Origin of the sequence: Prosthecobacter sp. (assembly GCF_044222565.1) — a bacterium.
Taxonomy (GTDB): domain Bacteria; phylum Verrucomicrobiota; class Verrucomicrobiia; order Verrucomicrobiales; family Verrucomicrobiaceae; genus Prosthecobacter.
This window is the reverse complement of sequence record NZ_JBGANA010000006.1, coordinates 154795-173780: the sequence shown is the minus strand read 5'-3', so window position 1 is coordinate 173780 and position 18986 is coordinate 154795. Positions and strand designations below refer to the sequence as shown.

11 protein-coding genes are annotated in these 18986 nt (G+C 60.2%); 8 read left to right on the top strand and 3 right to left on the bottom strand.

Annotation, left to right across the window (positions count from 1 at the left end):
• The first annotated feature begins 50 nt into the window (after positions 1–50).
• The gene (locus tag ACILSR_RS10810) at positions 51–923 is read left to right on the top strand and encodes a M48 family metalloprotease (RefSeq protein ID WP_395749778.1); all 873 of its coding nucleotides are present in this window, start codon (positions 51–53) and stop codon (positions 921–923) included.
• A 24-nt stretch (positions 924–947) separates the two neighbouring features.
• Here the strand turns inward: ACILSR_RS10810 and ACILSR_RS10805 are convergent, their stop codons facing one another.
• On the bottom strand, positions 948–2405 hold the full coding sequence (locus ACILSR_RS10805) for a sulfatase (protein WP_395749777.1): 1458 nt from the start codon (positions 2403–2405) through the stop codon (positions 948–950).
• Between the two features lie 100 nt (positions 2406–2505).
• Between ACILSR_RS10805 and ACILSR_RS10800 the strand changes: the two genes are divergently transcribed.
• Genes ACILSR_RS10800 through ACILSR_RS10790 form a run of 3 tightly spaced genes read left to right on the top strand, consistent with a single transcriptional unit; the run spans position 2506 to position 4609 of the window.
• On the top strand, positions 2506–3306 hold the full coding sequence (locus ACILSR_RS10800) for a hypothetical protein (RefSeq protein WP_395749776.1): 801 nt from the start codon (positions 2506–2508) through the stop codon (positions 3304–3306).
• 19 nt (positions 3307–3325) lie between these two features.
• A complete protein-coding gene (locus ACILSR_RS10795; RefSeq protein WP_395749775.1) occupies positions 3326–4045 on the top strand; it encodes an ABC transporter ATP-binding protein in 720 nt (239 codons plus the stop codon).
• 39 nt (positions 4046–4084) lie between these two features.
• The gene (locus ACILSR_RS10790) at positions 4085–4609 is read left to right on the top strand and encodes a glutathione peroxidase (RefSeq protein ID WP_395749774.1); all 525 of its coding nucleotides are present in this window, start codon (positions 4085–4087) and stop codon (positions 4607–4609) included.
• 4 nt (positions 4610–4613) lie between these two features.
• On the opposite strand, the gene recO is transcribed toward ACILSR_RS10790, so the two are convergent.
• On the bottom strand, positions 4614–5159 hold the full coding sequence (gene recO / locus ACILSR_RS10785) for a DNA repair protein RecO (RefSeq protein WP_395749773.1): 546 nt from the start codon (positions 5157–5159) through the stop codon (positions 4614–4616).
• A 51-nt stretch (positions 5160–5210) separates the two neighbouring features.
• Between recO and prfB the strand changes: the two genes are divergently transcribed.
• From prfB to ACILSR_RS10765, 4 genes are all read left to right on the top strand, one after another.
• A protein-coding gene (gene prfB, locus ACILSR_RS10780; protein ID WP_395749772.1) for a peptide chain release factor 2 occupies positions 5211–6360 on the top strand; the annotation gives its coding sequence in 2 pieces (ribosomal slippage) (positions 5211–5297 and positions 5299–6360; 1149 coding nt in all).
• A 102-nt stretch (positions 6361–6462) separates the two neighbouring features.
• Positions 6463–7329 (top strand): helix-turn-helix domain-containing protein, encoded by an 867-nt coding sequence (locus ACILSR_RS10775; RefSeq protein ID WP_395749771.1) that lies wholly within the window; start codon positions 6463–6465, stop codon positions 7327–7329.
• A gap of 47 nt (positions 7330–7376) precedes the next feature.
• Positions 7377–8174, top strand: coding sequence for an Hsp33 family molecular chaperone HslO (locus ACILSR_RS10770; RefSeq protein ID WP_395749770.1), 798 nt, complete (start codon positions 7377–7379; stop codon positions 8172–8174).
• Between the two features lie 85 nt (positions 8175–8259).
• Positions 8260–9345 (top strand): glycosyltransferase family 4 protein, encoded by a 1086-nt coding sequence (locus ACILSR_RS10765; RefSeq protein ID WP_395749769.1) that lies wholly within the window; start codon positions 8260–8262, stop codon positions 9343–9345.
• A 352-nt stretch (positions 9346–9697) separates the two neighbouring features.
• Here the strand turns inward: ACILSR_RS10765 and ACILSR_RS10760 are convergent, their stop codons facing one another.
• On the bottom strand, positions 9698–18979 hold the full coding sequence (locus tag ACILSR_RS10760; protein WP_395749768.1) for a hypothetical protein: 9282 nt from the start codon (positions 18977–18979) through the stop codon (positions 9698–9700).
• Positions 18980–18986: the final 7 nt, after the last annotated feature.

Here is an 18986-nt window from a genome sequence, read left to right as displayed (position 1 = left end):
GCAAAATAGCTGCTGGCTCAAGATTTTTCCATGAAGTATAAGATCACACCATGATTTCCGTGATCTGCCGTCTGTCGAATCTCAATCGAAAATCCGCCTTCGGAGATGATCGCGGACGTGGTGGATTCGGCCTGAGTCCCCGCATCGTCATCGGCCTGCTCATCATGGCCGGCACGCTGCTCTACTACCAGTTTGGCACCACCAGCTACCACAACGAGTTTACCGGGCGGGATCAAAAGCTCGCGCTGCCCACCCCGGAGGATGAAATCGCCATGGGGCTGGAATCCGCGCCGCAGATGATTCACCAGAGCGGCGGCCTCTCCCGTGACTCCGCCGGACGTGCCATGGTGGAACGGGTCGGCGCGCGCCTGATCGCCTCCACCGCTGCGCGGGAGACTGCGTATCAGTTCAAGTTTCATCTGCTGGCCGATACTCAAACCGTGAACGCCTTCGCCCTGCCCGGCGGTCAGATCTTCATCACCGAAGCCCTGTTTCGCCGCCTGAAATCGGAGGATCAACTCGCAGGTGTGCTGGGCCACGAGATGGGGCACGTGGTGGGTCGCCACTCCAATGAGCAGATGGCAAATTCCCAAAAGTGGAGCGGTCTGGCGCAGGGATTCAGCGTGATGACCTCAGACGGCCACAACAACAGCGGCGCTTACCTCGCCAACTGGGTGGCCCAGTGGCGTTTGATGTCCTTCAGCCGCTCTGACGAATCAGAATCCGACGCCCTCGGTGTGCGCTTCATGTTGCAGGCTGGTTACAATCCGGAGGCTCTCATAGGCGTGATGGAAATCCTCGCCCAGGTGAGCGGCGGCGGGGGCAGGTCGGACTTCATGAGTTCTCATCCGAATCCAGACAATCGCATGGAGCACATTCGGCAGGTGATCGCGCAGGAGCGGGCGGCGCTCGGCGGCCGTTGAAGGCAGGCGAGACTCGCTACTACCTCACGGCGCCATTCCCAGCGGGCGGTTTTCGGAACCTTTGATTTTTAGCAGGCTGTCTCCCAGTTCTTTGCGGATGGGCTCAGCAAGTTTTTGCAGGCGCTCCACGATCTCGGGATGCTCCTTCGCCACATCCTGTGTTTCACCGGGATCATCCGCCAGATTGAAGAGCGAAAGACCAATGTTCTCCACGCGATAACCGTGACGCGAGGCGATGCCAGCGATGCCGCTCTGCGTGATGGCTTTCGGCTTCATCTGGCCAAAGCGCGCCGGTTTGCCGTCACGCCCCGGCTCGCCATCCACGGTGATGTAAGGATGAGGAAAGTGCAGCTTCCACGCGCCGCTGCGCACGGCCTGTAGTTCATCGCCACCGTAGAATATCAGCGCCTCATGCGGAGACTTTGCGCCGGGTTTTCCTTCCAGCAGCGGGAGGATGTTGCCGCCATCGATTTTGCGTTCGGAGAGCTTGCCTCCGATCAAGGCGGCGATTGTTGGCAGGAGATCGATTTCCATCACGGGCTCGTCGCACACTTTCGCGGCAGGCACGCGGCCCGGCCAGCGGGCGATGAAGGGGCTGCGCACGCCGCCGTCAAAGGTGGTCAGCTTGCCCTCGCGCAAAGGCTTCGCGCTGCCCGCGTGATTGCCATAGCTGAGGAAGGGGCCGTTGTCGGAAAACAGGATGACCAGGGTGTTGTCCTCGATGCCGCTGCGCTTCACTGTTTCGAGGATCTGGCCCACCGACCAGTCAAGCTCCTGCACGACGTCCGCATACACGCCTTCGCCTGATTTTCCACGAAAGGCGGGATTGGCAAAAATGGGCACGTGAGGCATCACATGCGGCACGTAGAGAAAGAAGGGCCGGTCCTTGTTCCGCTCGATGAAGCTCGTCGCACCCTTCGTAAAGCGCTGGGTAAACTGGCTCTGGTCGGGATCCGTCTCGATGACCTTCAGACCCTCGTAAAAGGGCAGGGGCGGCATCTCCTGCGCCAGCGAGGGGTGGTACTTGCTGTTGTCATTGGAATACGGGATGCCGAGGAATTCATCGAAACCGTTGTGCAGGGGATTGAAAAGCAGATCGGTGCCCAGGTGCCATTTGCCGAAAGCGGCGGTGGCATAGCCGCGCGCCTTGCACATTTCCGGCAGTAGGAATTCATCAGGATGGATGCCCTCCTTGCTGGTGTGGTTCAGCGCACCCTGCATGCCCACGCGATTGGCGTAGCCCCCGGTCATCAGCGATGCACGCGAGGCGCTGCACACCGCCTGCGACACATAGAAGCTGGTAAACTTCATGCCCTCCGCCGCCATGCGGTCGATGTTTGGCGTTTTGATTTTCTCGGCACCAAAGCAGCCCAGATCAGCATAGCCCAGATCATCCAGCAGAATGATCACCACATTGGGAGGCCGCTGATCCGCGGCGGAAAGAGAGAGTGTGGCGAGAAGGAAGGCTAGCAGCAGGCGCATGGGTGCATCGTGGCAAAGGCGGGCGGAAGTGGCGAGATTTTTTGAAGCAAAATGCTGTGGCGCTTGCCAGCACGCGCGTTTCCTGGCTACTATTCAAGCAATGTTCTGGCGTGTGGCGGCAGTTTTGGCGGTGCTTTTCTGGGCGGTGATGTCCGGACTGCTGGTGCGTGACATCTATTTCCCCGAAGCCTCGCGCTTTGCCGTCGTCCCGCCCAAGGTGGTGATGAACCTTTTTTTGCGGCAGTCGGAAACCTTTGGCACCACGCTGCATCTCTACCATCACAATGAAAAAATCGGTCATGCAGATCTTCAGGTGAGCCGCCGCGGCAAGGCGGATGGCCAGGTCATGTATGATCTGATCGCCCATGGTGTGGTGGAGCAGCTGGAGCCGGGAGGTCAGCTGCGCAGCATCGCTGCCACCTGGAGCATGGGTTCCACCCTGGCAGATGCCGAGCGCTGGAAGCACCTGACTCTCAAGGCCAGTCTGCCTCATCAGGATGCGAGCATGCACCTGAACTGGAATGAAAACCAGCCCACGCCCGAAGTGCAGGTGAAGCAGGGAGATCGTGTGGTGATGAATTCTCAGGATGTGAAGGCGCTCATGGGCATGGTGGCAGGCAAAGACGGTGACCTGGCCCTGCTGTCCATGGTGGGTGGAGGCCTGCCAAAAGCGGGCGGGGGCGGCACGCAGACGGAGGCTATGATACTGCAGGCGCGTGAGGGCCTTCTGGCACTCGCGGGCAGGCAGAGGAAGTGCTTTGTGCTCACGCTGCCCATTCTGGGAATGTATGAGGTGAAGATGATCTTTACCGAGGCCGGTGAGCTCGCGCGCATCGATCTGCCAGACGACTACGTCCTCTTGGAGCCCACCATTCATGGCCTGCAGGACGCAGCCAAATGACCTGAACTTTTTTTGACGCATGATCGAGATCGAAGACCTCACGATGAACTACGGCGAACTGCGGGCGCTCGATCGCCTGAATCTCACCATCAAGCCCGGTGAGCTGTTTGCCTTCCTCGGCCCGAACGGTGCGGGCAAAACCACCGCGATGAAACTCCTCACCGGGCTGATGAAGCCAGATGCAGGACGTGTGCGCTTGTGCGGGCATGACATCCAGGTGGAGTCCCTGCAGGCCAAGTCGCTTCTCGGGTATGTGCCGGACGTGGCGGTTTTTTATGAGAAGCTCACCCCGGTCGAGTTCATGGAATTCATCGCCGAGCTGTTTGAGATGGATCCCGCTCATGCGCAGGCGCAGACGGCGGCGCTGTTCACCAAATTTGCCCTGCATGAGTACTCCCGCCAGCGCATTGAAAACCTCAGCCATGGCACGCGGCAGCGTCTCGCCATTGCCAGCGCGCTGCTGCATGATCCGAAGGTTTTTGTCATCGATGAGCCAATGGTGGGGCTGGACCCCATCCACGCCCGTACCGTAAAGCGGGAGATCAAGGAGCGCAGCCAGGCCGGCACCACGGTGCTCATGAGCACGCACCTGCTGAACATCGCCGAAGAGCTGGCGGACCGCATTGGCATCATTCATCATGGCAAGCTCGTGGCTCTCGGCACGCTGGAGGAGCTGCGGCGCGACCATGAGCAGCGCGGCAGCAGGCTGGAGGACATCTTTTTGAGCATGGTCGAATGACCTGAAACCCTCGCGCCGGTCCGCGCGTTCCTTCCCACCATGAAAACACTGCTCCTCTCCCTGCTCATGACCTCGATCGCCATCGCCGCAGACACCAATGTCCAGGACATCGCGGTGAAAACTATCGATGGCAAGGACACCGCGCTGAAGGCCTACGCCGGCAAGGTGCTCTTGATCGTGAATGTGGCCTCCGAGTGTGGTTACACGCCGCAGTACGCGGGCCTGCAGGCCCTGTCTGAAAAGATGAGCGCCAAAGGGCTGGTGGTCATGGGCTTTCCTTGCAACGACTTCGGCGGCCAGGAGCCCGGCAGCGAGGAGCAGATCAAGACCTTCTGCACGCAGAACTACAAGGTGACCTTCCCCATGTTTGCCAAAGTCAGCATCAAAGGAGATGGCAAACACCCGCTATATGCCGCGCTGCAATCCGCCACGGGAAGTGAAGTGGGCTGGAACTTTGAAAAATTCCTCATCGGCAAGGATGGCAAGGTATTGCAAAAGTTTGGCTCGGATGTGGAGCCGGATTCTCCAGAGCTCATGGCGGCAATCGAGGCCGCGCTGAAGTAGATTTTCAATGCTTCGCCATCCAGTCTGCAAGCTGTCGCCGCTGCACGGGTAACTTCCTGTGAAAGCTGTCCTCAATCGCCGCCGCCGCCATGCCACTCTCCCCTTCGGGAATGATTCCCAGCATCTCAGCCAGGCGCTGCTCAAAACGCGTGATCAGGGCGGGCACGGGGTCTTTCGCGGCAAGATAGTCGAGCGCCTTCACCAGCAGTTCATGAATCTCGGGAATGGGCGAATCGGTTTCAGCCACTAGTGTCACGAGCTTGACCACGTAGGTGGCTGCTAAGACACGGCCATAACTTTCCCGCAGGCCCAGGCGGGGATTCGTCCAGCGGGCCTCCGCCAGGGTGTGGAGATCGCTGGATTTGCTGCGCACGAAGCGCAGCTCGGCAGACACAAAGAGGTCCAGCACGCCGGAGAGCGGGGATTTGGGCCGCAGTGCACCTTTGGCGATGGTCTTGAAAAGACCAATGTCCGGGGAGCACCACTGCACAATGAGGCTCGCTTCCGAATAGCGTGTGCGCCCGATGAGGATGGCCTCGGTTTTTTCCATGATGACAAAAGGCGTTGAACTCGTGTGCCGAGCCGTTATCTACGCTGCATCATGGAAAAGACCAGCAAGACCATCCTCACCGACCTCCAAGCCCTCGACACCACCGCCCTCAAGGCCAAGTTGGGGGAGCTCCGGAGGTATCTTTGACGTACCGAAATTAAAAGACGAACTGGCCATGCTGGAGGACCGTCTGGCGGCCCCTGGCTTCTGGGATGACGCAAACGCGGCGCGCAAGCTGATCGACCGCACCAACGTCATCAAAAAGAAAATCGGACCTCTCCAAGATTTGGAGGCGCGCGCCGCCGATTTCGACGGGCTCATCGAACTGGCGAAAGAAGCCGGTGACGTCGATACCTGGCGCGAGGTGGAGCAGGAGCACAAGAAGCTCACGGAAGACGTGGGAACTTTTGAACTCAGCCAGCTTCTCAAAGGCCCCTTTGACCGTGGCAATGCCTTCATCAACATCCACTCCGGCGCCGGTGGCACGGAGGCCTGTGACTGGGCGGACATGCTCATGCGCATGTACCAGCGCTGGTGCGTGCGCCGTGGCTACAAGGTGGAATTGATCGACCACGAACCCGGCGATGACGTGGGCACACGCTCTGCCACGCTTGAAGTGATTGGCGAAAACGCCTTCGGTTTTCTGCAGGCCGAACGCGGCGTGCATCGCCTGGTGCGCATCTCCCCCTTCGATGCTGCGAAAAAGCGGCACACGAGCTTTGCCTCCATCGACGTGACGCCCGACTCCGAAGAGGACATCGACATCGTCGTGCGGGATGAAGACCTGCGCGTGGACACCTATCGTGCTGGCGGCAAAGGCGGCCAGAACGTGAACAAGGTGGAAACCGCCGTGCGTTTGACGCATATCCCCAGCGGAGTCATTGTGGCCTGCCAGATCGAGCGCAGCCAGCCGAAGAACCGGGCCAAAGCCATGGCCATGCTCAAGGCCAAGCTCTACCAGATCGAGGAAGACAAGCGCAAGGCCGAGATCGACCGCCAGTATGGCGAAAAGAGCGAAATCGGCTTCGGCTCCCAGATTCGCAGCTACGTTTTCCAGCCCTATCAGATGGTCAAAGACCTCCGCACCGGCGTGAAGACCAGCAGCATTTCCGACGTCATGGACGGCGAACTCGACCCCTTCATGGAAGCCATGCTCCGCGGCCAGAAGGCGGGGGATGGAGACAGGGACGACGACGAGTAAAAACCCGTTTGCAGTTGTTGGCAGTGGTTTGCTGTTGTTTGCGATGGTTCAACAATCGCAAACCATTGCAATCCATCGCCAACCATTGCAAACTACCGCCCCATGAAGCCTGTCTTTGAAAAAGTGCCCAAGCGTCAGTGGGAATCGTTTCACTGTGAGGTGGTGCGTGCGCTGGATTATGGGACGCGCTGGCATTTTCATCCGGAGTATCAGCTCACGCTGGCGATTGAAAGTCGCGGCCACCGGGTGGTGGGGGACAACATCGGGCCACTAACGGATGGCGACATTGTACTCATCGGGTCCAATCTGCCGCATGTGTGGCATCAGGACACGAGCGCGAAGTCACGTCGGGTGAATGCCATCATCGTGCGGTTTGATGAGTCCTTCCTCGGTCGGGATTTCATGGCGCTACCAGAGATGGAGCCGGTGAAGCGGCTGCTGCAGCGTGCGGCGCGCGGACTGGAAGTGCGCGGGCCGGCTCGTGCGGCTGTGACCGAGCACATGAAGCGTCTCGCGGACAGCGAAGGATTGGCGCGGGTGATCGAACTGCTGGCGATTCTTAATGCGCTGGCAAAGTCCGAAGATCTGAAAGCGCTGGCCAGCTCCAACTTTGAGCCCAAGCTCGAATCCGCCGACCAGGGCCGCATGGAGCGGGTGATCGATTTCATCCACACGCATCTGACGGAGGAAATTGACCGCGAGCGTCTGGCCAAGCTGGCGCATCTCAGCCTCGGCGCCTTCAGCCGCTTCTTCCATTCACGCACGGGAAAAACCGTGCCACAATACGTGAACGAAGTGCGCATCGGCCGCGCCTGCGGCATGCTGGCGGAGGACGTGTCAAACATCACGGACATCGCCATGGACTGCGGCTACCGGAATCTGGCGAACTTCAACCGCCGCTTCCGCGAGGTGATGGGCAGCACGCCGAGCGCTTACCGGCAGAAATTCCGCGGCATGGCCGGGAAGTGACGTCTGCGCCACTTGCGCCGCCTTTCATCCGGTGAGATAACAGGGGCATGAGCCAGATGCTTGAACCGGATCTTTCCGTGGTGGACCTACGCTCCTGCTTCGTGCGGAAGCGCAATGCGCTGCTTGTGCGCGGGCGGTTCAGCCCGCTCTACCTCGACTACTACCTGCACCTGATGCAGCACGGTCTCCAAAATGCGGAGCCGCTGGACCAGATGCTGAAAGATGCGCTGGCCGCGCTGGCACTGCACCTGTGCTCGCGCCCGCAGGACGAGGGCTGCGCGTGGACCATTCACGTCAAGGAGCCGCAGCGGGCGAATGTGTTCGTCACAGGCAGCACGCGTCCCGGCCGGGTGGCCGGGCGGGTTTTTACCGAAGACGTGCGCCAGGAGGGCGAGGCCATGTTCATCGCGCAGACAACCCGGCCCGATCAGGCGCCGAGGCAGAGCATGATCGAATTCTTCGGCAGCGACATGCTGAAAGCCGTGGAAACTTTTTACACCACCAGCGAGCAGCGCCTCACGCGCTTTTTCCGTCTGGAGGACGAGGAGTTTGTCCAGATCTCCGCAGAACCGGACTGCGATGAACAGTGGCTCTCCGAACTCACGCTCGAACAGGTGCTGGAAATCGAAACCACCGAACACCTGACCCTGCTGGAAACACGGGGCTACGTGTTTGAGTGTGGCTGCTCCATCGAGCGGCTGATGCCCATCATCATGCGTCTGCCGCAGGATGACCTGGACCACATCTTTGCCGATGGCGTGGCGCAGATCACCTGCCCGCGCTGCGGTGCGGTGTTTCGCACGCCAAAGGAAAGCTTTGAGCAGTGGCGTTCCGCGAATTCTTAGAACAAGCGTCCCGCTTGCATTTTCCAGCCGCAAACAGGACGTTCGCACAACCACCAGCCGCAAAAGGGACCTTTGCGCCATACCCATGAAACTCGCCCTCATCCGCCGCCAGTTTTCCGCCACCGGCGGGGCCGAGCTGTATGTGCAGCGGCTGCTGGGTGCGCTGACCGCAGCTGGGCACGAGACGCACCTGTTTGCTGAAAAGTGGCAGGGCCAGGCCCAGGGCGTGCAGTTTCACAGCATCAACGTCCATGGCTCGCGTGCGGAGCGTCCGAGGAATTTTGCGGAAGCTGTGAGCTCGGAGTTGCAGCATCTGCGGTTTGACTGCGTGTTCAGCCTGGAGCGCACGCTGAGGCAGGATGTCTATCGCGCTGGAGACGGCCTCCACCGCGTATGGCTGGAGCGGCGCAGACAGTTTGCCCCCTGGTGGAAGCGCCCGTTCGTCGGTCTTGGAGCTTTTCATCGCAACATGATGGAACTGGAGGCCCGCACCTTTGACCCGGCGAACACCGGGCGCATCATCGTGAATTCCGAAATGGTGCGTGATGAGATCGCGCAGCATTTTCCCGGCTTTCCCCAGGAGCGCGTGCACACGATCCGCAACGGTGTCGAAATCAGACGGTTCACGGGCGTCTCAAAGGCCAAAGCTCGCAAACGCTTCGGGCTGGAGGAGAACGATTTTGTGCTCGTCTTCGTCGGTTCCGGCTGGGAGCGCAAAGGCCTGCCCTGGCTGCTGAAATTCATGGCAGGTCATTGCGATGACCCCCACTTGAAGCTCCTCGTCGTAACGCGCGACCGCATGCGCGGAAAGATTCCGCCGAATGTCATTCTCACAGGGCCGATGCCAGACGTGGAGGCAGCCTACGCCGCTGCAGATGTGCTCACGTTTTTGCCCATCTATGAACCCTGCTCCAATGTGGTGAGCGAGGCGCTCGCCACCGGCATTCCAGTCATCACCACAAGTTTCAATGGCGCCAGCGAATTGATCGACCCCGGCATCAACGGCCACGTTCTGCACGATCCGCGTGACATGGCCACCCTCGGCATGTGCATCAATCACTGGCGCGCACGCGGCAACGCGGGCCCCGTCAAAACACGCCTGCCGCTCGATCTGGATCTGAATGTCATGCTTACTTTGCAGGTGCTGGAGCTGGCTGGGAGAGGGGCTTGAGGAGGGCTTCGGGAAGTGTGCAGACACTTGAATCTTTTCATCCAGTTCACCGCGCAGCTGCGCTCATGCACAGGATGGGCAAGGCATTCAGGGGGCGAGTCACTTCGACCAATTTTGACTAGCTTGAGTTCATCGGTGACGACTTTGATTCCGCCCGTGTTCTGCTTCGCGGCCCAGTCGTCCCGTTCACGGTGTTCCTGCGGTCCCATAGGCATCCTCAGGCTCGAACTGGCGGCGTAGTAAACGTTCCAGATCGACCGCCTCCGCAGCCTGGCTGCTGCTCATCAGCTGGGCAATCTCCACGGAGGCTACCTGAACACGACCACGTGAACACGACCACGGCACGGTTCATTCAGTTCCGTTGTACTCCATGCTCTTCCGCATCACGCAGTTGGAACAGGGGTGCGAAACAAGCCAGATCTCCTACAGCCTGGTCTGCATGCTCAATCTTTTGCAACGCCGGGAACGTGATGGCAAAAGCATGCAAAATCGCGCCGGCAGATTCTTTGCGCACCTGGGCAAACTGCGCTGAGCAGCGGACGAGGCTTTCATTTTTGCCGGCATCAGGCACGCCGATCAGGGCTGCCAGCAGAACACTGCCAAAAGCAGCGTCTTTTTTCTGCGCCAAAAGCTGGGCGACCCGTTGACGCAGGGGGGCATTTAGCGTGGAAAGCTTCCGGACCGTTATCTCTAGGAAGCTGTCATGATTAAAGTTCGGCAACAGCACGGGGTCAAACTCCACAGCGCTGACGCAAAATCCCATCCGGCTTAGCGTATCCACAGCCTTTTCAGCGTCTGCAAGGGTTGCGGCGGGAAGCGCAAGATCAATCAAAGTCTCTTTCCTCCATGGTTCTCTGAATGGAACTGCTGGCTTGCCACCATTCGGACGTATTGTGTCTGCAAGCCTGAATGCCGTGGCAGCCAAAGGAGGTGAAGCGAGCACTTTTTTTAACAGCGTGTCCAACTGACTTTGGTGGAGAAGAGCGCCATTTTCTGTCTGAAACTGCGAGCGATAGATGCTGACGACGTGCCGCAGACCCTCCCGCGCTTTGTCAGGATTGTGGAAGGCAAGCTGGTGCAACTGTAACGCGAGGTGGTCAAAGGCTGGATCTGACTGTCCTGGATGCCGATATATTCCCGGGATGGATTGAAGAGGCATCCCGTTCGGCGGCGTTATCTGGGCGGCCGGTTGCTGTGTGTTGTAATACAGGTATTCGATCTCCTCCCAGGTCTTGGTAAAGAGCAGGTCAACGATGAATGCATGTGATTTGGCGGCTTGCTTTTTCGAGACTCCCTGCCGGTCGGTCTTCATTTTGTTCACCGCTGGGGTCAGCTTGTCACTCAGCGCGGGAACGTTTGCGGCAAAGATCTCGGCCCATTGCAGGCGTTGAATGCATCCGGCGATTAGCTCCTGTTGTGCGATTGTGCACGCACTGATTTCATCCGCGTACAGCCTGGCAAAGGCTGCGGGGTCGCCATGGTATGAGCTGATGATCAGCAGGATGAGGTCGCGGCCGAAGGTGCGTGGCTGGCGTTTGTGCAGTTCCATGGCGAGGCTTGGAAGTGTGTGCCAGTCTCGCATTTCATGCTTCCAGCTTTCGAGCAGTGTGAACGGCACGGTGGAAAAGGTCTGCTGATCTGGCGTGACGTGCAGATGCTTGGGCAGATTCGCCTGGATCTTTTCATGCTTCTCCAATGCACGTGGCATCGGCCACGGGTTAAAGGTGGCCGCAGGATCAAGCATGCCGGCGGTTTCCAATAGGGCAAGGAACCGCTGCGGTTTGCCGCGGAAGTGGGACAGGAATTTGATGGGCTCTATCGCCTGGTCCATCCACACATCATTTTGGGCCGCACCGCTTTTCTCAGCGCGCTGCATCACCTCGGCAAACAGTTCTGGCACGTGGGCGGCCTGTTTCAGCCATTCGCCTACCTGGCTGTCATGCGGCGGCTTTTTCGGGTTGCCACGGTAGTTCTGGCTTTCCTGCTGCGCCAGCAGCCTGCTGATTTGATCCAGCAGCGTGATGGCACGCGCCTTGTCTGTCTGGGCCAGGCGGTCAAGCAAAGGTGCGCAGCGCCGGATGGCGTCGCTGTCTTCCTGGTTGGGATCGCCCGAAGAGGTCATTTGCATCCAGCGGCTGACGTCGGTTTCAAATTGAGCCGCTTCTGCGGTGTACAAAGGTTGCAGGGCTTGTTTCAGCGTGGCGTCCTTCTTTTCCTTCTCCTCCAGGTCCGGGATGCGGGCCTTGAGCAGCGCCAGGAGGCAGGAGGCGGAATCTGTGCGCAGTTTGGAGAAATCTGAGTGGCGCTTTTGAATGAAGGCGCGGATGGCGGAATCATCGGGACGCCGGGAGTTGCCGAAGCTGTTCAATAAAAGGCTCTCTTCTGGAGTGCGATGAAGGAAGGCCAGAAGCAAATCGGTGCCAAAGGTGGATGGCTGCTGCGAAAGGCGGGAAAGGACGGCAGTTCTGAAGGCAGGTCTGAGGGAGCCCTCATGCTCGATGTTGGTGATGAGCCTGGCTGTAAGCGTGGGCTGATTGACATTTTCGCAGTGCAGATCTCGATAATTTTGGGCATCGGCGACCCAGGGAGTTGCCGATAAAAGGAGGAGGATTTGTGTCGGATTCTGCAATAACTGCTCCAGGTGGCCGGTCACATTGGAGGTCCAGCTGGGTGATTGCATGAGACCTTCCTTGTCCGCGAGGTCAAAGGTGGTGCTTAGCAAGTGCGGCACCCTGGCGAGATTCTGGATGAGGCGGGCAAGGGGAGGCTCTCTGTGCTTTTGGAGCACGGACTCCCGCTGCTCCGCGCTGTTACGCAGAAGCTCGATGGTGTGATGCAGGGCGGCATCTGCCCTGGCTCTGTCGAGCCGGGCAAGGCTGTCCAACAAAAGTGGGAACCGCTCAATGAAGAGGTCACCCGACCGGCTGAGTTCGTCCCATGCTTTTGCGGCGATCACCTGATCGGCTCTGCGAATGAGGGCGGCGTTCTCCAGGCTGATGAGAGGAGCGAGGATGGTGGCGAGCTCCGGGCCAAGCTGGTCCGGCCTGGGGTAGCCCTTCAATTCGGCGCGGAGGAGGGCAGAAAGGTCGCTCTGGCCGGTGGCGGACAAGGCGGCGATGTCCCGCGCATGACGTTTGAGGACAATGTGGAGGGCGGCGCTTCTGGGGGAGGGAGTTGCATCAATGGGTACCGGTTTGCCATCGAGCTGCAAGGGAATGCGGCTGTTTTTGAGGAGGAGGGCCTGCATCAAATGTGAGCCCAAGGTGTTGCTCCTTCCGAGCTGGATGAGAGCAGAGCTGAGCGTTTCGTCATTCCAATGTTCGCGGTAATGCCACGCAAGGGTGCCGAACCAAGTGACGCTCTTTTCTTCTTCGCCGAGAACATAGACACGGAATGAAGTGGGATCACCAAAGAAGCCGATGGCCTCCGCCGTTTGCATGAAGTCTTCGACGGAGCTGGAATCGGACTTCCATGTGTAGCGACTGGCGATCTCGCTCAGCCACTCTGGCGAGGAGCCCAGATCGTCTTCCATGATGAGAGTGAGCAGCGGAAGTCCCCGGCGATCCTGAAGCAGGGTTTGCAGCCATTGCACGTAAGCTTGAACCGTCTGCTGAGCCGGTGAGACCTGAACCTGCACACGGCTTCTGCGGCGTTGCTGAGATTCACGCCAGGCGGTGATGTTTTGAGCGCGCAGTTCAGCGGTGGCACCGATCCAATGATCTCGCAGGCTGCGGACGAAAGTGCGCATGGCCTCGGGATCGCGCTGACCGAGAGCAAAGGCGTAGTTTTTGAGGTCCTCGGGGATGTAACCGTATTGAACGGCGACATCTTTGGGGGCGCGATCGAGGAAGAGCTGGTCAAGAGGGGCCTTGATGCCCCGGGTCTGCCAGAGACGGATGATCTCGCCCATGCGGCCGCCCTGCTGCTGGCCGCTGTAGCGGACTGTCCTGCCACCAGGATTCAACCAGGCTGATGCGGCGGAGACGAAATGCGAATCGTCAGCTGTCAGCACCGCGGCGTAGGCGCGGCAGTAGTCCGCGACGCCCTTGCCCTCGGCTTTGAGGATGGCGGGAAAGACAACCTCCTCGAGCATGCGCTGATCTCCGCGCAGGGTGACACTGTAAGTGGCGAAGACGGAAGGCAAAGGCATGGCGATGCGTTCCGGTGTTAGAAACAAGGAGTTGAATGGCGAGACGAGATCATCGCCCGCAGTATTTTGGAGAAGGTAACCCTGCGCCATCAGCAGCCGCCTGACCTTGGGCATGGAGTGCCGGCTGAGAAGATCGAGCGCGATTTTTTCGATCTCATCCAGCCTGCGATTTTCGAACATGGCAAAACCCGCGAGAGGAGCGAAACCCATGTGGGCAAGCTCAGGGTGCCGTAGCATGGCCATGCAGAGCTCGTCATGAGCCGTGCGGCGCAGGTCACGGGCTTTCTGGCTTTCGGGGCTTAGCTTGAGAGAGCCATCCTCATGGAAAGTCCAGCGGCTGCCATTGCGAGAGAGGTCCTTTGAGACAGGGGTCCAGAGAGCCGGGAAGGAGAGGTTCTGGCCGGAGTCGCTGCGCTGGATGTTTTGCAGGGCCTGATTGAACTGCTGGGCAAGACCGGCGGGCAAGGGGCGGTCGTCAGGCAAGGAGCGCAGCCATGCGGAGAGCAGGCCGGCAAGAGCTGCGGGACGAGGGACGGAGATTTCATTGCGTTGGCTGAACTCCTGAATGAGGGCCGGAAGATACAAGGCCCGGGAGACTGCGGGCATGGCCTGCCAATGCTTCAGAGCTGCTGGGAAGTCTCCCTCGACGGCCAGCAGGCTGGCCAGGCGCTCATGGGAAGCGTAGGCACGAGGATAAGCGGAGATGACTGCGCGATGGGCCTCAATGGCCGGCTTGGTTTCGAGGCCGGTGTGCTCGAGAAACACGGCATACTCCTGCTGGGTTCTCCAGCCTGAAGCGGCGGCGGCCTGCATGGCCTGCGTGACATCGTCAACGAGCTTATGCTTTTCAAAGACCTTGATGACCGTGTGCAGCTGGTGATGATGGGCGCTGGAGCTGTTCTGCGGATTCAGGCAGCCCTGAACGGCCGTGCGCAGCTGTTTGACGATTTCACGAACAGCGGCCGGTTTGTCGCCTTTTTTGATAAGATCCTCCACGGACACCCGCTTCTGCTGTCTCTGGCGGTAGGAGAAGCTGCTGGAATAAGGATTGCTGATGGTGGCGGTGTTTGCGTGGACCGGGCTGGCGGCGACGCCACGCGCGGCCTGGCCCATCTTCAGCGCCTCCTCCTGCAAGCCCATGCTGTTCAAGATCCGGGAAAGCTGGAATTTCTCTTCGGGTGTGGAAGCCGCCTGAGACAGGCGCTCGAGAACGAGCTGCACCGAGGCGGTGAGGTTTTTGAAGTCCGTTTTGCCGGACTTGCGCTGCAGTTTTTGGGTGTGAAAAAGCATCGCGAGATCAAGCTTGTGGATCATGTCCGGATCCGTGGCGAGCACCTGGGCGAGCTGGAAATGGGCGAGAGCCTTGTCAGACTGGTCAAGCTGCTGGCAGAGCCAGCCAGCGAAGAGATGTTCGTCCAAAGAAGGCATGGCGGCGAGGCGTGGGGCGAGTTCGTCGAGCAGTGCTTTTTCATCTCCCAGCATGAGGCGGAGGATGAACTTCAGCCTTGGATCTTCCGCCTTGTCCGCGAAGGGCCGCATGCCGGCCTGAAATTCTTTCTGCCACGTCACCTGCTCGGCCGTGAGGCGAGCTTCCGCGGAAGAATGCCCCTGAGATAACATGGCAACCCAGCGCAGGACTTCGGGAGGCAGCCCGAGCGCAGTGCGGGGCATCGGAAGGGGAGAGGGCTGAAAGGGAGCGGAACTGCTGGAGTAGCGTCCAGTGGAGGGTGAGTTCAGAGCGGAGGGGGCCTGAGCACGAGACTTCTCCGGGAGGCTGAGCTGGTACTGAATGACCTCGACGACGCCTTCCCAGTCCCTGACCGCGGCGAAGGCGTTGATCTCCTCATTGATGTAAGAGCTGTTTTGATCCTCGGAGGTGCGCACCCAGCGTTTGAGTATGTCCTTGATGGCGCGAAGCTGTGCGGCGTCGAGCTTCAGCATGGAGGAGTTTGCATTCTGCTGGGGAAAGAGGTCAGACTGGCTGCGCAGCATGCTGAGAAGAGTCTGGCGCTCGGCGAAGCCTCTCTTTGGCATGGCCTGACAGGTGTCGATGATGCGCCGGGCCCAGGTGGGGGATTGATTTCCGGAGATGCGCCAGGCGAAGGCTGAAGCGCGCAATGCCAGAGAGGGATAGGTTTTCTCAAAGAGCTGGAACATGTGCTCGTAAACGGGCAGCACCTCCTCGGGATCGCCTTTGCGCGTAAGCAGGAGCCATGCTGCATGGAGTGAGGTGTTTTGCGGATTTTCCGACAGAAGCTCCGGCGTGATGGCAAGCTGAGGTGAAGCCTCCGCGGCTGCGAGAAGAAGCGCCGCGTCATTGACACCTGCTCGTTTAAGACTGCGCAAGACGGGATCGCGCTCAGGGAGATCCCAGGTGGCAATCATCTGCAACACGTGGGCGAGAGCCAGCACGGGAGAATCTGTGACGCCGGGCGCCTGCTGCACAAAACCATTGGAAAGGAGGCCGTTGGTGGCGGTGCCGCCAGAGGTATTGAACGAGCCGTAGCCACCACGGCCGCCCATTTTCTGCCGATGAACGTAGGCGGCCTGCACCATATTAGGAAGAACCAGCCAGTCCTCCGTGCCGGGGGGCAGAGACATGCTGCCATAACCGCGGCGCAGCCCGATGCTGCGGCCGGTGCCCTGCACTCCGGGAAGCTCCTCGTGCATGCCCATGATTTCGATGAAGGCGCGCACGGCTTCCTTTTCGCGGCCGGCTTCTTCCAGGGCCACCGCATTGAGGTAATGCAGACGATAGTCCTTGGGGTGTTTTTCCAGCACGGGTTCGAGGAAGGCGATCACGCGGTCCCACTCGCCCTTTTCGGCAATGGCGTCCGCCATCTGCTCCAATCCGCGGGCATCCATCTGACTCCCTCCCGCCAGTTCAAACAGCATGCGGTAGCCGAGATCGGCATCACCGCTTTCGATTTGCAGGCGCGCGATGCTTTCGCGGGTCTTGGAGGTTTTGTCGAGCTTGGCGGCGCTCTCCAGCGTGCGGAGGGCCTCGGTGGTGAGGCCGATCTCCTCTTCGCTGCGCGCGATGTCCAGCAGCAACGCGAGATCCTGCGGGCGGAGACGTGAGGCTTCGTAGAGGCAGCGGCGGCGCTCCTCGTCGTTGCTGGTGGCACGGTAGATCTCTGCCAGGGCCAGCCAGGGCTGGGCGCTGGCGCGGTTCTGCTTCTGGCGCTGCTGAAAATTTTCGATGAGACGCGGCAGGGTGTTGTGCTGCTGGGCTGCGAGAGCGAGCGGGCCGATGAGGCGGAGGCGCGCATTGGCATCGGTGGTTTTTTCGTAGAGCGAAAGGTAGGTCTGCTCGGCTTCATCGGGCATGCCGTTTTCGAGGCAGCGGGTGGCGTAGCTGGAGGCGAGTTCGATGTTGTCCGGGAACTTGCGCATGGCGGTGCGCAGGAGATTGAGGGCGTCCTTGGTGCGGTTGAGCGTGAGCAGCAAGCGTGATTCATCCAGCCATGGCTGCACGGCAGAGGGCGAGAGCTTTTTCCATTCGTCGATCCAGGTGAGCGCCTGTTCCGGTTTCTCGGCGCGGCGGAAAAAGTCCACCATGCGCTGCACACGCGCGGTGTTGCGCGCACCAGGGAGCTCGATGACGTGCTGAAGTGTCTGCGCGGCTTTGTCCCAATCCTTACGGATTTGGAATATCTGCGCGAGCTGGGAAAGGGCGACGAGTTTGTCCTCTGGAGCAGCGTCATTGAGGGCCTTTTCTGCGTCGGCTTTTTTGCCGGCTGTTTCGAGCAGGGTGGCGAGGAGGCAGCGGTTTTGAATGGTGAGAGTGGTGGAGCTTTGAAGCTCCTTGAGGAGGGGAGGGAAGAGTTTGGCTTCTTCATCGCTGCGCAGCACGAGGAGGATGTCCTTCACGGCGGTGTCGATGGCTTCGGCATCCTGCGCCAGGCGCAGGCGGGTGCGTGCCCAGGGGAGTGTGCGGGCGAGTTCTTTGTTGGCGAGGCCAAGCTGAACAAGCAGCGCGAAGAACCGTGGTTCATTGGCGAAGTCTTTTTCGCGCGGCAGCAGGAGATCCAGCGCGGTGCGTGACTCCTGGCGTGCCTGCAAGGCTTGAGAGATGCGGAGGAGATCTTCAAGGGAGGCGGACTTGGCAGGGCCGGTCCAGATGGCGAGGGCGGCATCGCGCTGGCCGGCGCGGTGGAGGAAATGGGCCTGAGCCTCCTGGGCGCCGATGCTGGCGGGGAATTTTTCAACGACAGCGGCGTAAGCAAGCGCAGCAGGACTGCCGGGCTGGACGGGGGACTCCTCCCAGCTTTCCAGCAGGCGCGCGACGCGGACGTAGTCGGCCTCTCCCGTACCTGCCGCCTGCAGGAAACGCTGCAGGGTGGACTGCGCGGCGGCATCGTCTTTCGCGAGATGCTGGAAGCTGGCAAGGCGGGCGAGGATTTCTTTGTCCGCGGTGTTTTGTTGCGAGAGGGCCTGGGCTTGTTCGACGGCTTCTTTGATGAGGTCGAGAGATTCGAGGAGATCGAGAAATCCTTCCTGGAGATCGCGCCGGCCAGGGTTGGATTGGAGGAGGGAGCGGGCCTGGGTGAGTGCGGCGTCCTTCTGGCCGTACTCGGCGAGGAGCCTGGTATGCTGCCAGGCGAGGGTGACGCGCTGGGGGTTCTCTTTGACCAAAGAGGCGAAGAACTTTTCAAGACCATCCACGTCGTCGCCCATGCGGAAGACGCGGCTGATGCGGCCGAGGACATCGCCTTCGATCCAGGTGTCCGACCCGGTGGCGGCGAGGGTGACGCGGAGGGTTTTGAGCGCTTCGTCGCGGCGCTCTGCTAGCAGGAAAATGTCGGCAAGGCGGAGCTGGCGCAGGGCTTTGGAGACGTGATCGCGGGTGCGCTTGATCAAAGTCTGAGTGGCATCGAGGGCGGAATCGTACTGGCCTTCGTCTGTGAGGAGATCGATGACTTCCTCGGCGAGGTCTTCGTCATCGGGGTGGGAGGTGGCGAGGTTATTCCAGGTGAGCAGGGCAGCGACGTTCTGACCAAGGCGGAGAAGTGCGCGGCCGCGGAGCTTGCCGATCTCGATGGAGCTGGCGGCATCGGGTTTGGCCTTCAGGGCTTCATCGAGAGACTTCAGAGCAGAGGAGAAATCGAGGGCGCGTGCTTCGATGCGGGAGCGCTCGATCCAGGCGGGGGCCATGGAGGGGTTCATTTCCAGTGCCGCCTTGTAGGAGGAGAGAGCAGCCGGGTCATCGCCGCGGTGGGAATGGTGGATGGCGAGCAGGAGATGATCGGCCGCAGTGGCGGCTGGGAGCCTGGCTTTGGAGTCAAGGTACTGTCCAAGCTCCTCAGCAGAGGCTTCCTCAAGCCATGCGGCGTAGAAGCGCTCGAAGAGGGTGCCGGGCTGAGGGCGTTTGACCAGGATGTCGAGGTAGCGCTGGGCTGGCGCGGGCACCGCGGGCACAGGGGACTGTGCACGGGCAGCGGCGCCTAGAAGCATGAGGAGCAGGACGATGCGCGGGTGCATGGAATGG

What these genes read in the sequence shown, in the direction of transcription:
- ACILSR_RS10810 (WP_395749778.1), top strand. Translation starts at nt 51, where the DNA reads ATGATTTCCGTGATCTGCCGTCTGTCGAATCTCAATCGAAAATCCGCC.
- ACILSR_RS10760 (WP_395749768.1), bottom strand. Translation starts at nt 18,979, where the DNA reads ATGCACCCGCGCATCGTCCTGCTCCTCATGCTTCTAGGCGCCGCTGCC.
- ACILSR_RS10790 (WP_395749774.1), top strand. Translation starts at nt 4,085, where the DNA reads ATGAAAACACTGCTCCTCTCCCTGCTCATGACCTCGATCGCCATCGCC.
- recO (WP_395749773.1), bottom strand. Translation starts at nt 5,159, where the DNA reads ATGGAAAAAACCGAGGCCATCCTCATCGGGCGCACACGCTATTCGGAA.
- ACILSR_RS10800 (WP_395749776.1), top strand. Translation starts at nt 2,506, where the DNA reads ATGTTCTGGCGTGTGGCGGCAGTTTTGGCGGTGCTTTTCTGGGCGGTG.
- ACILSR_RS10770 (WP_395749770.1), top strand. Translation starts at nt 7,377, where the DNA reads ATGAGCCAGATGCTTGAACCGGATCTTTCCGTGGTGGACCTACGCTCC.
- ACILSR_RS10795 (WP_395749775.1), top strand. Translation starts at nt 3,326, where the DNA reads ATGATCGAGATCGAAGACCTCACGATGAACTACGGCGAACTGCGGGCG.
- ACILSR_RS10765 (WP_395749769.1), top strand. Translation starts at nt 8,260, where the DNA reads ATGAAACTCGCCCTCATCCGCCGCCAGTTTTCCGCCACCGGCGGGGCC.
- ACILSR_RS10775 (WP_395749771.1), top strand. Translation starts at nt 6,463, where the DNA reads ATGAAGCCTGTCTTTGAAAAAGTGCCCAAGCGTCAGTGGGAATCGTTT.
- ACILSR_RS10805 (WP_395749777.1), bottom strand. Translation starts at nt 2,405, where the DNA reads ATGCGCCTGCTGCTAGCCTTCCTTCTCGCCACACTCTCTCTTTCCGCC.